Annotated in this window: 9 protein-coding genes, 4 pseudogenes and 1 other annotated feature; of the genes and pseudogenes, 1 reads left to right on the forward strand and 12 read right to left on the reverse strand. The window is 43.2% G+C overall.

Translation table 11 applies throughout. The annotated features are described in order from the left end of the window. Positions 1-280 precede the first annotated feature (280 nt). Positions 281-1,597 carry an EAL domain-containing protein gene (locus tag G4D54_17680; protein QJA04143.1) on the forward strand — a complete coding sequence of 439 codons (1,317 nt, stop codon included), beginning with the start codon at positions 281-283 and terminating at the stop codon, positions 1,595-1,597. A 188-nt stretch (positions 1,598-1,785) separates the two neighbouring features. Here G4D54_17680 and G4D54_17685 read toward each other — a convergent pair whose 3' ends face one another. From G4D54_17685 to G4D54_17740, 12 genes and pseudogenes are all read right to left on the reverse strand, one after another. Beyond that, a complete protein-coding gene (locus G4D54_17685; GenBank protein QJA04144.1) occupies positions 1,786-2,268 on the reverse strand; it encodes a nucleoside-diphosphate kinase in 483 nt (160 codons plus the stop codon). Positions 2,269-2,356: 88 nt separating this feature from the next. Further along, positions 2,357-3,178 carry a homocysteine methyltransferase gene (locus G4D54_17690; GenBank protein ID QJA05233.1) on the reverse strand — a complete coding sequence of 274 codons (822 nt, stop codon included), beginning with the start codon at positions 3,176-3,178 and terminating at the stop codon, positions 2,357-2,359. Next, positions 3,169-4,119: a hypothetical protein gene (locus G4D54_17695; protein QJA04145.1), complete on the reverse strand. Its 951-nt coding sequence runs from the start codon at positions 4,117-4,119 to the stop codon at positions 3,169-3,171. The genes G4D54_17690 and G4D54_17695 overlap by 10 nt, the downstream gene beginning before the upstream one ends. Then, on the reverse strand, positions 4,116-6,476 hold the full coding sequence (locus G4D54_17700) for a dihydropteroate synthase (GenBank protein ID QJA04146.1): 2,361 nt from the start codon (positions 6,474-6,476) through the stop codon (positions 4,116-4,118). Before G4D54_17700 ends, G4D54_17695 begins: the two co-directional genes overlap by 4 nt. After that, entirely contained in the window at positions 6,466-7,125 is a 660-nt protein-coding gene (locus G4D54_17705; GenBank protein ID QJA04147.1) for a 5-methyltetrahydrofolate--homocysteine methyltransferase, read from the reverse strand. Before G4D54_17705 ends, G4D54_17700 begins: the two co-directional genes overlap by 11 nt. Before the next feature lie 39 nt (positions 7,126-7,164). Then, positions 7,165-7,413, reverse strand: a binding site (T-box leader). 368 nt (positions 7,414-7,781) lie between these two features. After that, positions 7,782-8,639, reverse strand: coding sequence for a patatin family protein (locus G4D54_17710; protein QJA04148.1), 858 nt, complete (start codon positions 8,637-8,639; stop codon positions 7,782-7,784). Positions 8,640-9,054: 415 nt separating this feature from the next. Next, a complete protein-coding gene (locus G4D54_17715) occupies positions 9,055-9,447 on the reverse strand; it encodes a hypothetical protein (protein ID QJA04149.1) in 393 nt (130 codons plus the stop codon). 106 nt (positions 9,448-9,553) lie between these two features. After that, positions 9,554-11,533, reverse strand: coding sequence for a hypothetical protein (locus G4D54_17720; GenBank protein ID QJA05234.1), 1,980 nt, complete (start codon positions 11,531-11,533; stop codon positions 9,554-9,556). A gap of 36 nt (positions 11,534-11,569) precedes the next feature. Next, positions 11,570-12,085: pseudogene (locus tag G4D54_17725) on the reverse strand (hypothetical protein). Between the two features lie 192 nt (positions 12,086-12,277). Continuing rightward, a pseudogene (locus G4D54_17730) lies at positions 12,278-12,730 on the reverse strand (hypothetical protein). A gap of 63 nt (positions 12,731-12,793) precedes the next feature. After that, positions 12,794-13,225 (reverse strand): annotated as a pseudogene (locus tag G4D54_17735) (hypothetical protein). Positions 13,226-13,414: 189 nt separating this feature from the next. Beyond that, a pseudogene (locus G4D54_17740) lies at positions 13,415-14,104 on the reverse strand (InlB B-repeat-containing protein). Between the last annotated feature and the right edge of the window lie 541 nt (positions 14,105-14,645).

The raw sequence follows: 14,645 nt of genomic DNA on the forward strand, positions 1-14,645 counted from the left end.
CGCAGCTATTTAAGCCGGCAATGCGACCAATGCTATAACATGGCAGGTTTGAGTAAAAAATCTACATCAGCTCAACGCACGATATGCAGAAATTGGTATAGCAGAGAAATAAAAATGCAGGCATTCGATATCGGATCAGCTGCGAAAGTTAATTTTCACAAAATCCAGAGCAGCTCCTAATAACCATTTATTAAATATTACATTTTCTATGATAAGTAATTGTAAAAAATAAATCGGTACGTGTTATAATACTGTATAGCAAAGGAAGGAGCACTGGCATATGAAGCAAACCACAATACCCCCGGCGCAGAGAGATTTCCTTACAGATGGCGGCGATGAGCAATGGCTGAAGGAGCGCTTTGATGCACTTGTTCCCCAACGCTATCCATCCTATGTCTTTGTCGATATGAATATCAAACGATTTCAGTATATAAATAATAAACACGGAAGAAAACGTGCAGATGCCGCATTGAAGCATCTTTACGAAATTGCTTCTCAGTTTTTAAAGGATGATGAGTATATTGCAAGAGTATGCAACGACGATTATAATCTGTTATTGCATTACTGTGATATGGATATCCTTATAAAGGAATTTCTGGTACCGCTGGTGGATGCTGTGTTTGATGATCCCGACGAAATCTTTTATCACAATATATATCTTTCATTTGGATTCTATTTTCTTGAACAAACGCCCTGCAGCTTTTATGAGGCGCAGAACAAAGCGCAAATCACAAGAAAGAAGTGTCCGCATCTCCAACGGCGCACCTTTTCCTATGATATCTATCATTCAGAGTTATACAAAGATTTCATGCGGTTCCATGAAACGGCGGATCGCGTTACGCAGGCTCGTTTTAAAAAGGAATTTATTCCGTATATTCAACCGAAAATCCGCTTATGTGATGAAGCAATCGTAGGTGGAGAGGTCCTGTTGCGCTGGAAAACCGCTGATGGCTGCCTGATTCCGTTATCCTCCTTTCTTCCTGTTCTCAACGCAAACGGAGATATCTATCTGGTGGATTTGAATCTGTTTGATACGGTTTGTTCCTATATACAGACAGCCCAGAAAAATGGAGAGCCGGTAGTGCCGATGAGCTTCAATATCACGAATACTTCCCTGTTTGATGAAGATTTTCTGCATGACTACCTTGACATATACAGCAAATATCAAATCAGTGAACAGTTAATCGAATTTGAGTTTATGGAAAATATTCGCTTTGACTATTATGATCAGGTCAAGGAAATGATAGTCGCTTTTAAGAAACGGGGATTCACCTGTTCGCTCGACGATTTCGGCAGCGGCTATTCCTCCTTTAACATTTTGCTTGAAAACCTGGTAGATGTCCTGAAAATTGACAAGATGTTTTTCGATAAACCGCTGAATCACAAACATCAGGAAGTCATTACCCACATCGTGAACATGGCGCATACACTGGGAATGAAGGTCTTGGCCGAGGGCATTGAAACAAAGGAATACGTTGATTTCCTAAAAAGCATCGGCTGTGACTATGTACAGGGGTATTACTATTACCGTCCGATGCCGCTGCATGAATTTCAAAATCTATTGAAAAAGGACAAGCATCGCAGTCAAACAACCTAGACGAAAAAAATACACCTTATCACGGGTGTATTTTTGTATATCTTATGAATGGAATACTCCCCTTTAAAGCTTCAGAGAGCTTCATTTTCTCCAATTCACTCAATAATGTGAGGCTGACAATTACGAACCTGTGATGCTGTACTGTCAACTCACGCTATTCCATAAGAGCGATACCGTTGGCTTGCCAATCAATTCAAGTAGGATTTCCAGATTCCTAGTTCCCGCTCTGCGCTTTCGTGAGAATCCGATGCATGAATCACATTGTTCACAAGCCGTACAGCTGCGGATGCCTTGTCATAGCTGTCATTGCTGTATTTTCCGCGAAGTGTATCTGCGCCTGCTTCCTGTGGATTCGTCTTTCCGGCAAGCGTCCTTGTCAGGGTGATGATATCTTCCTCCCCCTCATAGCTTACCTCCATTGGCATAATGGAATGCGGCCCGTCATAATAAAAGGAATTGAATAGTTTTCCCGGGAAATTAAAATCCTTACTCATGGAATCAATCACACCTGCATAATGATCAATCAGTGTTTTCATTACCTCCATAGTAACCGTGATCGTACAGCTTTTCTCAATCTCAAGACCATGTGCGCGAAGTTCATCCAAAACCTCCCGGACATGTCCGCTCTCAAATGCATCCGGCTTCAGCATCATAAATGTTTTCTGTTTCATAAGTGACCTCCTGTTTTCATTAGTATACACCATTTCACTGCATTATGGATAACTATCTCCCATATCTATCAAATCGTGGGACGCATACCTAGTGAGCATGAATATGAGAAATAAGCTCTGCAATGATTTCAACGCGGTTAAACGGTGTAATCAGATAGTACCCGTCAACATACGCACGCATTGCATCTATGGTCTGACAGCTGATGGTAACTGCCAGCCGTTGTGCCTCTTCTCTGCTTGTTCCCTCATATCGTGCAACGATTTCCTCATCCACTTCAATTCCGGAGATTTCATTGTTCATATACACGGCATTGCGATGTGATACTATAGGAAGCACACCTCCCAGCAGATAGGCATTCAGCGCTGTTCTTGCACGCTTAAGATTTATAAGAGCCTGCTGAGAATGTACGGGCTGTGTCAGAAAGCCTTCCATCCCCTGTTCCGCCTTTCGCTTTGCCTTCGCCAGCTCTGCTTCAAAATTAACCGCGTTCAGATTCAGAGCGCCGAACACCATGAAGGGATTGGAAAACATCGTTTCATTCAAATCCCGGATATAGCCTGCCAGAATCTGCGAATTGAAATTGAACACGCCCTTGACCTCCTGACGGTCCTCGCTGGGGATCGGATCACCGGTAACCACCAGCACATTGCTGATCCCTTCGATCTGCAGACCGAACAGCAGTGCTTTCGTGGCATTGATATTGCGGTCACGGCAGGTCATGTGCGGTATGATATCCAGAGCGAGCTCACGATGCAGCTTGCATGCCAGCAAAGAGCTGTCCACCCGTGCACGGGCAATCGGGCAATCTGCGATGGTAACAGCATCCACACCCGCTTCCTTCAGAAATTCCGCATTATTCATAAAGCGTTCTATCTCACAGTTCGCCGGTGGATCAAATTCTACCGCAATGATGGACTGATGCTTCTGCAACTTTCTGCGCAGCGGATTGCGGTCCTCCTGTACGATTTTTTCAGTGCTTGTGATGGCTGTGTCGTCTTTTGCACTCCGTCCTGTACCATGAGTGCTTCTTTTAGTTTCTGAATATAGACCGGTGTTGTACCGCAGCAGCCGCCTAGCAGCTTTGCGCCCTTTTGCCAGATTTGCTTCATTTCCCCCGCAAAATAGGAAGAGCTGTCTCTGAAATAGGTTCGGTTGGCCAGAATGGTTGGATATCCGGCATTAGGCATAATCAGAATCGGCTTTATCGTTCGGTCAATGGAATCCAGAAGTCGCTTCATATGCATCGGTCCGCATACACAGTTTAGTCCGCAGGCATCCACATCATCATCCTCCAGACAATCCTGCAGAAGCCGGTTCATCGCGATTCCCTGACGGCTGTATCCATCTGCAGTTACTGCAAAGGATACAACGATGCAGGCATGCGGACAGCGCTCCTTGATATACGAGGTCACAAGCCGCAGCTCATGGGTATTCAGAAAAGTTTCAAACAAAAAGCAGTCTGCCCCTTCTTCGAGAAAAACATCCGCTATTCGCTGATACTGCGCAGCCACAGAAACGTTTTTCTGTTCCATGATCGGGCCGATATCCGCGAATACCCTCGCCCTGCCTTGTGCGGCGTCTCTGGCTATGTGATAGCCTTCCTGCAGGATTCGCTGTATCATATCCCAGCTGCATTCCAGGTGCTGCTCGTTTGCTGAAAAGGTATTTGTCTTAATGGCATCTGCCCCCGCTTCAATGTATTCCTGATGGATCGCGGCAACCCGTTCAGGATGATTCAGATTGGCAAGCTCACAGGGCTCCTGATCATCCTCATACTTCTGTGCATAATATGTGCCAAACGCTCCGTCAAACAGGAAATATCCCTGTTCTTTTAACAGCTCTGTTATCATCCCAGCACCTCCCTTGCGATATCCGCACTTTCCTTAGCATCCTTTGCGTAATAATCCGCATGAATCTGCTTAGCATATTCCGGTGAGACAACAGCGCCTCCCACCATGATTTTACAGTCATGTCCGCTTTCATGCAGTGCTGTTATCGTATCCTCCATAGACTTCAAGGTTGTTGTCATCAATGCACTCAGCCCGATCAGACGCACCTGTTCCTTTATCGCCGTTTCCACCACTGCCTCTACCGCTACATCCTTTCCCAGATCGAATACCTGATAACCGTAGTTCTCTAGCACAACCTTCACGATATTCTTTCCGATATCATGGACATCCCCCTTGACGGTTGCCAGGATAATCTTCCCTTTCGATATGGATTCCAGACCGCTGGACTGCATATGCTTTCGTATTTCTTCGAAAGCGCACTGAGAAGCCGTCGCAGCATTGATCAGCTGGGGTAGGTAGATTTCCTTTTTTTCATAGCGGCTTCCCACGGCATCCAGTGCCGGAATCAGATGCTCATTCACGATCTGCAGAGGTTCCTTCATTTTCAAAAGCTCACAGCATTGATGACGGGTTTCCTCTTTCAGCCCGTGCATGATGCTGTCCTCAATATTTGCCTGAGAAGAGGCAGAAGCAGGCTTCATCTCTGCCTTTTTCTGCTGTGCATATATGCGGATATACTCCTGTGAATCAATATCAATCCCATACAGCACGCGATAGCTGCGCACAGCATCCATCATCGCTGTCTGATTCGGATTCATGATTGGCATACTCAATCCTGCCTGCATAGCCATTGTAAGAAAATTCTGATTCAATGTAATACGGGATGGCAGTCCGAAGGATATGTTTGATACGCCAAGCACTGTGTGAACACCAAGCTGTGAGCGGATGTCTGTCAGGGCCTGCAGGGTTTCTCTGGCACCGCTTTGCTGAGCCGAAACCGTCAGGGTCAGACAGTCCAGAAACACCCTGTCTCTCGCGATACCATACCGCTCTGCAGTTTCCACAATACGCGTTCCAATCACCAGACGTTCCCTAGCACTTTGCGGTATTCCGCCCTCATCCATGGTCAGTCCGACAACATTCGCTCCATATTTTTTTACAGATGGCAGTATGCGTTCCATAACACCGGCTTCTCCGTTTACAGAATTGACAATAGCGACACCGTTTACTGCACGGAGAGCAGCCTCAATCACATCCGGATCTGTGGAATCAATCTGCAGAGGAAGATCAATCACGGATTGCAGTTCCCCAATGACCTCCACCATCATCGCTTTTTCATCAATGCCCGGAAGTCCGACATTCACATCCAGAATATCGGCGCCTCCTGCTACCTCTTCCATCGCAATCGCCAGAATCTCATCCATGCGGTGTTCCAGTAAAGCCGCCTTCATCCGTTTGTTTCCTGTTGGATTTATACGCTCGCCGATCACATGCACATCCTGTATATGAAGACATTTCGTCGGTGTGCATGCATAAGAGCCGCTGCGCTGTTTCCGCAGTGACAGATCAATGGTCTCCGGCAGTGTTTTCTTCAGTTCCCGTATAAACTGCGGCGTCGTACCGCAGCAGCCGCCTACGTAGGTGACAGGAAGCTTTGTAAAGGCTGTGAGCATTTGAGCGTATCCAGACGCATTAATGCTGTAGGTATTGGTGACTGGATCCGGCAGTCCTGCATTCGCCTTGATGATAAGCGGCAGATTTGACATCGCTGCCAGCTCTTCGGCAATCGGCAGAATCTGATCCGGTCCCAGAGAACAGTTAATGCCGATGGCATCTGCCCCCAGCCCCTCTGCACACAATGCGAAGCTTGCTGTTGTACAGCCTGTAAAGGTGCGATGATCTGCCTCAAAGCTCATCGTCACGAATACCGGAAGCCTTGTATGCTCCTTCGCAGCAAGAATGGCTGCCTTTACTTCATACAGATCACTCATTGTTTCAAATACAATCAGGTCGGCACCGGCCTTTTCACCGACGATCACCTGCTCAGCGAACAGGTCATAGGCATCATCAAAAGGCAGATAACCGTTTGGTTCTAACAGTTCTCCGATCGGCCCGATGTCAAGTGCGACACGAACGCCGGGTTTACGCTTTGCTGCAGATTTTGCAAGCTGTACTGCGGTTGTGACAATTTCCTCCACGGTATACCGGGTCTTGGTGAGCTTTTTAGCATTCGCTCCGAAGGTATTCGTATATATGATATCGCTGCCGCTGTCTATATAGGCAGCATGTATTTCTTCTATGATATTGCCGTGTTCCATCATAAAGATTTCCGGTGATGCCCCGGCTGGCAGACCGTTCGCCTGCAGCTGCGTCCCCATAGCACCATCCAGAAACAGGATTCTATCTTCAGTTTCCACAAAAGTTACCTCTCTTTCGAAATTCACACTGCTTTGCGAGAAGGCAGTGCCCGCAGCCGCGTAATACTGCCGGCTGTATACGATCCGCGATACCGATAATTGCCGTAACACTCTTCATCGGTACCAGCAGACTGCTTTCATTCACATGGAGTCCAATCCGTTTTTGAGCATCCAGCGCCTGGATAAAGCCGGCCTGCAGAGTGATTGGCAAATCACCATAGCCACAGGAATAGCGGTCTGTCAAATAAGGATAGTGTTCACGCAGCTCCTCCTGTACCTGATCACAGACTGCTTCAATGGCTGCACTGGCACAGCTGTCAAACAAAACCGCCTTCATCATATCCTGCAGCTGCAGTTTTTTCATTTCCTTATCTATACGCGTGCCAAGGGTAGCTGCCATAAATATACAGGCATGGCTTTCCTGCAGCAGCCGTTTTATATCCTTCCCCGCAAGCTGCACATCACAGTCAAGAGGCTGATTATCGTGTAACTCAAATACGCGATACACAACACGCGGCTCACTAGATTGCATGACAAGCGTTTTCATTTCCCTCAGTGCATGCAGTGTCTGTTCATCAGGAACAGCATCACCATATCCGAGAAAATGCAGTATTTCCTCCTCACTGATATCCTTTAACTCTCTACGCATCTGTGCAGCCTCCTTATATATAAATAAAAAAGCTCTCCTCCATAGGACGAAAGCTGTATTTCGTGTTACCACCTATCTTCATATCCGCATGCTCAGCAGATACCTCACAAGTACGCCGAAAGGATTCGGTTATACCCTCACGCTGTAACGGGCGCTTTCCCGTCATGAACTCTGATTGCCCACGCAACTCCAAGACCATCTTCCTCAGGGATCCCCTGTTTTCTCACACCATACCCGAAAACTCTCTGCTAGCTTCACCCTGTCTACTCTTCTCTTCTTTGTTTTAATTTTGTTACATTTTATCATGATAATGTTTTCACGTCAATGAAAACGAATGAAAAAGAAAAGCAGATTACTCTGCCTATTTGTTACTGAACAACGATGAACCAAGCCAAAAGCACATTATTCATAGCATATTACCTTATTACTATTCACAGCTAACGCAAAAAGCAATGATAATCAATAAGATATATTGAACATTACTGTATGTAACGATCATTTACATATCCGTCTGCTGCATCTTTTCCTATTTCATTCATGTTCTTCAGGCGTGAACATCAACCATAGCTTATCATGAGCCTTTATCATTAACATTTATATTTGACAGCCTATTTCTATAGGCTCATACCCGATTTTCAGATTTGGAAACAGTACGCCTATTTCTCCATAAATTCTCTGATCATATCCAACCGGTTTTTTGTATCCTCATATCCAAGGTCGAACCAGCGTCCCAGCAAGTCTTTATCATGTGTATAGCGGGTAACGCCATAATCTGCGCTTGGTCGAAGAACGATTGCATTTCCCTCTTCCTCCAGTTCTTTTACAATCTGCCACTGCTTCTGGTAGTTGATATGACGGATTTTCAGATTTTCACGAATTTTTTTATTTCCGGGATACATAAGCTTTGCGAGCTGAATCTGCCAGCCCGGAGCGGGTTTACGAATATAGTTTTCTTCTTTTGTAGATATGAAAACATGCTTGGTATTCCCCTGCCGGATACTCTGTTCAATCGGGATCATATCGACCAGCCCTGCGTCCATATAGGTATGTCCTCTAAACTTATAAGGACGTGTCAGCAGGAACAGCGCACAACTTGCCTGCATAAGGATTTGTTCTTCCGGGTCAAAGTATTCCTTTGGAAAATATTCGACTTCATTGGTATCCATATTATATACACCGATATCCAGTTTTGTAGTGTTTTTCATAAAAGCTTCATAGTCCAGGGGTGCATGCTTCTCAATAAATTTACATACATAGCCGATTCCGAACACGCCTTTTTCATGAACAAGCGGAGATACCCCGATAGCTCCTGATTCACAGGCCGCATCCACTCCCGTAACACGTAGGCGATCTTTCTGCTTTGCGACAAACGGCAGCAGAACCTCTGCACCGGCACTTATACCAACAGTATATGGAAATTCAATATCATAATCCAGAAAACACTGCAGGACACCACAGGTATATGCAGCCTTTGTGCCTCCGCCTTCGCAAATCAAACCAATTTTTTCTGCCATTTTTCTACACCTCGCAACCCTTTTATTATACTATGAGCAGACAATTAGGTAAAGAAATAATTTACCTGTAAATGTAAATTAGATGTCTATCCTCACAAACAGACTCAACAGTCTCGCGATGCTGTACAGATTGCAGATAAAAAAGAGTAAAATCAAAGCAGCACTGCAGATATCATATGTGAAGCAGTACATTCTATAGAAAACCTGTCATTATGATACCCGCGAAAGATAGTATATTCAGCAATGATGCCTAGCATGACGATACATAAAAGGACAGTACAGATAATCAGATAATAGGGATGCATATCATGACTTTCCCCCATAGACAAACTGCACTTTCAACAGAAAATACTCGGTATGCACCGCTTGAAAGGACAATCTGGCAATAGCGTTATATTGTGAAGAAAACTGCACATCAGCAATAGAACATAACGTATTTCTGTTCCTGTACTGCACGGATAAGCAGACGCTCGGCACATGAGAGATTCTGAATAATCGTGTCCTCTCCATAGGCGCCATCTGCATAAAGCTGGCATGGAAACAATCTTTTCCATGCATTTATATTTTTCTCTTTCTGGACCTCTTTCAGAATTTCTCTAACCTCCTGCCAGGAGCGGATCACCAGAAGTGCTTTGTGTGATTCCTTATTTGAATATTCATCAATGACAGGAAATTCCTGTACATCGAGCAGATGCTTATAAAACGATTCCTCATGAAGTACCTGATAGCCGATATATTCGTCATCCAGTTCCAGCAGCTGGTTCGCAATGACATCATCTATAATAAACAGTGCACTTGTGTTTTTCATGTTTCTCACCTTCTTATGTATAATTATATAAGTCTTACAGTTAGTTTTTGGTTAGATACTCTGGGAAAAGAAGAAAACAGCCATAAATGGCTGTTTCTTCTAATATTTATGAATGCGCTGTTTCTGTGCTGTTATCATTCTCATCCAATTCTTTCCACTTTCTGCCAAACAGAACGAAGATTATTTGAACGATCAGGAATGCTGCCATGAGCAGTGTCCATTTATCCATCAGAATCATTGGAAGCGTGATATCTTCTGTAAGGAAGAATGCTATGACAGAGACGATTGCTGTAATTGTACTTGCTAATCGCAGCCATTTTCTTCTCTTATAGCGTTCGGATTGTTCGTCATCCTTGTTTGCCATAGCAGAAGTCTTATCGTCTTCCTCATCCTCTTCTTTTTTCAATTTAGATAGCAGAAGAATCAAGCCAAGGAGGACTGTACCGCCTGCACACAGCAGATTGATCAATGCCCATGAATCTTCAGAACCAGCTTTTGGTGTTGGATTATCCGGAACATCGGTTGTTTCTCCACCCTGCGGTTGATCCGGATTTTCCACATCCACTGTAGGTCCCGGAGTTGGTGTTGGTGTTGGAGTCGGCAATACCGGTCCGATGACTGGTGTAGCTGCCGGCGTTGTGCCTGGTGCTGCAGGTGCTGCCGGTACCGGAGTACCCGGAGTTTGCGGTGTAACTGCAGGAGGGATTGGTGTTACCGGTGTTGGAAGTACCGGTGCTGCAATCACTGCAAACCCTGCTGTAAACACTGTATCCTCTGCGAAATAGGTGTTTCTCAATGCATCTGTATTCGAATAAACATTTCCATTCGCTGTCCAGCTCACAAAGCTGTATCCGGTATTCGCTGCAGTGGCAACGAGTGCCTGAGGTCTGACGGAAGCTGTCGTACTGTTGCCAGGACGTGTTACATATTCAATAGTTGTTCCGGAAACAGAACCATTTGTACCTGCTGTGTATTCGAAACGCACCTGGTATTTATCCGGGATTCCATCCGGCGTTGTATCCGGATCATCTACTCCGCCTTTTGTATCAGCTGCGTAATATACATTAACAACGACACCATTGCGTTCGATTATTTCTGTATCTGCAATCGTAAATACATGGCCAGTAATATCAATTCTGTGTTCTGTTCCATACAGGATACTGCCATGCTCAATGTCATTCAATGTTGCTGATGGAGCAAGCTCTTCGTCCGTATCTTCATTGATGAATCGAACAACTGCGCTATACGTATTGATTGCATGATTCGCTGTAAATGCAGCACCTTCCCTGGATATGATCATATCCTCATTCGGAGTATCAGGTGTCCAGTTCACAAAGTGATATCCGTTATTCGCTGTGGTTGCAGGAATCTGGTTTGCCGCCAGCCTGCCAGTTCCATTTTCAGAATATTCACCTTTTTCATCATAGAGTGTTACATACGTTTTTTCAAAGCTCACAGAACCGTTTACAGCTCGGAATGTGACTTCTGTCTGATATTTATCCGGGATATTATCCGGTTTATCTGGATTCTCCGGATCAGTACCATGATTATCCTCTGCAAAGTAAGCATAGAATACTGTATTTCCGGTTACAACATAGCTTCCCGGATCTTTAATTTCGATTCCTTCTGGATGTTTAACATCTTTTACAATCCATTTATCAAATGCATAATTTGCATTCGCCTGTGGTATTGGCATTACATAATCCTTTATTTCACTGATTTTGGTATCAGCAAGTACACTATTATATAATGTTGTTCCCGCAAGTGTTCCATTGGCCTCTGCAACGAAGTTCACATTGTAATTCTCTTCTTTATAATCAGGCTTGCCGTTGCCGTTCTTGTCTTCTGCAAATTCAGCGTATACTGCAGTGTTTCCTGTCACCTTGTAGGTTCCCAGTTCTGCTGTTACGATGCCGTCTTTGTTTTCTACATCCTTCACTACCCATTTATCAAATGCATAGCCTTCATCAGCAACTGCCTTTGGTTCTTTGTATCCTTCTGCACTGTTGATCGCTGTGCCTGAGAGGTAGTTTTTATAAAGTGTAGTGCCTTCCAGTTTTCCGTGATCGCCTGCAACGAAGTTCACATTGTATTTCTCTTCCCTGTAATCAGGCTTGCCGTTGCCGTTCTTGTCTTCTGCAAATTCAGCGTATACTGCAGTGTTTCCTGTCACCTTGTAGGTTCCCGGTTCTGCTGTTACGATGCCGTCTTTGTTTTCTACATCCTTCACTACCCATTTATCAAATGCATAGCCTTCATCAGCAACTGCCTTTGGTTCTTTGTATCCTTCTGCACAGTTGATCGCTGTGCCTGAGAGGTAGTTTTTATAAAGTGTAGTGCCTTCCAGTTTTCCATGATCGCCTGCAACGAAGTTTACATTGTATTTCTCTTCCCTGTAATCTGGTTCGCCGTTGCCGTTCTTGTCTTCTGCAAATTCAGCGTATACTGCAGTGTTTCCTGTCACCTTGTAGGTTCCCGGTTCTGCTGTTACGATGCCGTCTTTGTTTTCTACATCCTTCACTACCCATTTATCAAATGCATAGCCTTCATCGGCAACTGCCTTTGGTTCTTTGTATCCTTCTGCACTGTTGATCGCTGTGCCTGAGAGGTAGTTTTTATAAAGTGTAGTGCCTTCCAGTTTTCCGTGATTACCTGCAACGAAGTTTACATTGTATTTCTCTTCTTTGTAATCTGGTTCGCCGTTACCGTTCTTGTCTTCTGCATAAAATACCTTAATCACGTTTTTCTCTACATCACTGCTAATTGTAAGTGGATTGTTTTGCGTTTTATCTAATGCGTAGGTATTCCCTTTATATTCAATAGATTTATCTGGATTTATGGAAATAACATTCTCAAATTTATCAGATTTTTTTACTGTGTCTGCTTTTATATTATCGTAATAATACTCGATGCTGTAACCAAAGCTGTCTTTTTCGAAGGCAGCTACAAATTCTGTATCCTTACTCAATTTCAAATCAGTTGTCGGAGCAGCCGGTGTCCATTTCAAACTATCCTGAGCATAACCTTTTGCTGCAGTTGCTGTTCCGATTTGATCTTTTTTCAGAGAACCAACTCCGCCATCTTCAGCTGTTGCAAATTTCCCATCTTTATAAAGATTGACATAGAATGTCTTGTTTTCAGCTTCATTCGCATGATCTGCATCAATCGTACCATTCACCGCTTTATAAATGACTTTTATCTGATATTTATCAGGTATCTTATCCTCATTTTCATCAGTTGCATAATAAACACGGATTACATTAGTCTTTTCATCTGTGCTGATTGTCAATGGATTGTTCTCTACGTTATCCAATACATACGACTTATTATTGTAAGAAACAGATTCCTCAGGTTTGAGTGTGATTACTTCTTCAAATTTATCAGATTTTTTAACTGTGTCTGCTTTTACATCATCGTAATAATACTCGATGCTGTAACCAAAGCTGTCTTTTTCGAAGGCAGCTACAAATTCTGTATCCTTATTCAATTCCAGATCAGTTGTCGGAGCAGTCGGAGTCCATTGTAAACTATCCTGAGCATAACCTTTTGCTGCAGTTGCTGTTCCGATCTGATCTTTTTTCAGAGAACCAGCTCCGCCATCTTCAGCTGTTGCAAATTTCCCATCTTTATAAAGATTGACATAGAATGTCTTGTTTTCAGGTTCATTCGCATGATCTGCATCAATCGTACCATTCACCGCTTTATAAATGACTTTTATCTGATATTTATCAGGTACGTTATCTCCATTTGCATCTTTGCTGTAATAGATTTTGATAATATTTTTCTCTTTATCCGTACCAACCTTGAGGCTGTCAGCTTTTGTAAACGCGTAACCTTCAATAGTTTGCTTATGATTTTCCCCATTGATTACATCACCATATTTCGCATCAAATGTTTCATCCGGTTTCAATTTTGTATTTGTATCTTCATCTATATGTTCAATGGTATATTTCTGATCTGTCTTTTTCCATTGTGCATACAATGCTACAGAGTTTTTTACTGTAAACCTTTCGCCTGCCGCATAGCTTGTACCGGAGCCATCAGCTTTCGTATTCCAGCCGGTGAATATATAGCCGGTTCTATTCGGAAAATCACGTATACTGCTATAGTCTTTCACAGTATACTCATTACCCGTTACCGCATGTTCTATGGATGATGAATCTAAGCCGTCAATATTAGCATAATATCCAATTTCAACTTCTACTGCTTTTATATAACCGTCTACATGTGGTTTGCCATTATCCTGTTTTTTAATAGAGTACCAGACAATGTTCTCCAGCTTCATAACTTTTCCTTTATCAACACCGTTATTCACAGTATATTCTGCAGGTATGTTACCACTAGGAATATAGATATAGTTACTGTCTACACCTTTTTCATTTGTAATCGGTTTTCCTTCAACATAAGCCTTCTGATAGGCATCTTTACTAATATATCCTGAAAATCCTGTACCTTGATCATGTGATATGTTGGAGCCGTTCCAGCCTGGACCATTCCAGCTGTTGATGTTTGACGGAACAAAATTATTGGGATCATAATTTGCCGACAAGTTATCCGGAAGCTTAGAACTTGGTAATAAAATAAAGTATTCCGCTTCATTCGTATACGCCTTCTTTTCGTATACTGCTTCAAATTTTAAATTCTTATTGATGTTCATTTCAGCAATATCCTTGTTTGAATAAAGTTTATTGCCATATCCTTCCAAATTCCAGCCTTTGAAATCCTTTCCTCCAAGGGTTGGGACAGGAATAGCCGATTCTGATATTTTCTTACCATTCTCAACCTGAACTATGCTATTCTCTGTCTGGTTATTATAAACTCCTCCAGCTAAATCAAATGTAACAGTAAATTTTACAGCTTCTTTATTCTTTCCTTTTGAATAGATAGTTGTAGGAGAGTTTATTATAATAGTTGCTGGATCAACTTTTGTATTACTGTTTTGTTCTCTTGTCCAAAAGTAATCTTCATTTCGTTTATCATAAAAACTTTTTGCCGCTGCTTCCGGGACATCTTTTTCATTGATTTTCTCGCCTTCGTTTACATAGATGGATCCTAATTTAGATAAATCCTCACTTGTTAAGAAATCAACTTTATAGGTATCTTTATCTGGTGTAGGAGGATTCATCATTCCTTGATAAACATCACAGCGTATATAGGTTACTACCTTGATATCCGTAGAATACTTCAGAACCACATAA

This window comes from [Clostridium] innocuum (genome assembly GCA_012317185.1).
GTDB lineage: Bacteria > Bacillota_I > Bacilli_A > Erysipelotrichales > Erysipelotrichaceae > Clostridium_AQ > Clostridium_AQ innocuum.

Excerpts from the sequence above, each read along its gene's own strand:
- G4D54_17680 (QJA04143.1), top strand. The coding sequence starts at position 281 with ATGAAGCAAACCACAATACCCCCGGCGCAGAGAGATTTCCTTACAGAT.
- G4D54_17685 (QJA04144.1), bottom strand. The coding sequence starts at position 2,268 with ATGAAACAGAAAACATTTATGATGCTGAAGCCGGATGCATTTGAGAGC.
- G4D54_17695 (QJA04145.1), bottom strand. The coding sequence starts at position 4,119 with ATGATAACAGAGCTGTTAAAAGAACAGGGATATTTCCTGTTTGACGGA.
- G4D54_17705 (QJA04147.1), bottom strand. The coding sequence starts at position 7,125 with ATGCGTAGAGAGTTAAAGGATATCAGTGAGGAGGAAATACTGCATTTT.
- G4D54_17710 (QJA04148.1), bottom strand. The coding sequence starts at position 8,639 with ATGGCAGAAAAAATTGGTTTGATTTGCGAAGGCGGAGGCACAAAGGCT.
- G4D54_17715 (QJA04149.1), bottom strand. The coding sequence starts at position 9,447 with ATGAAAAACACAAGTGCACTGTTTATTATAGATGATGTCATTGCGAAC.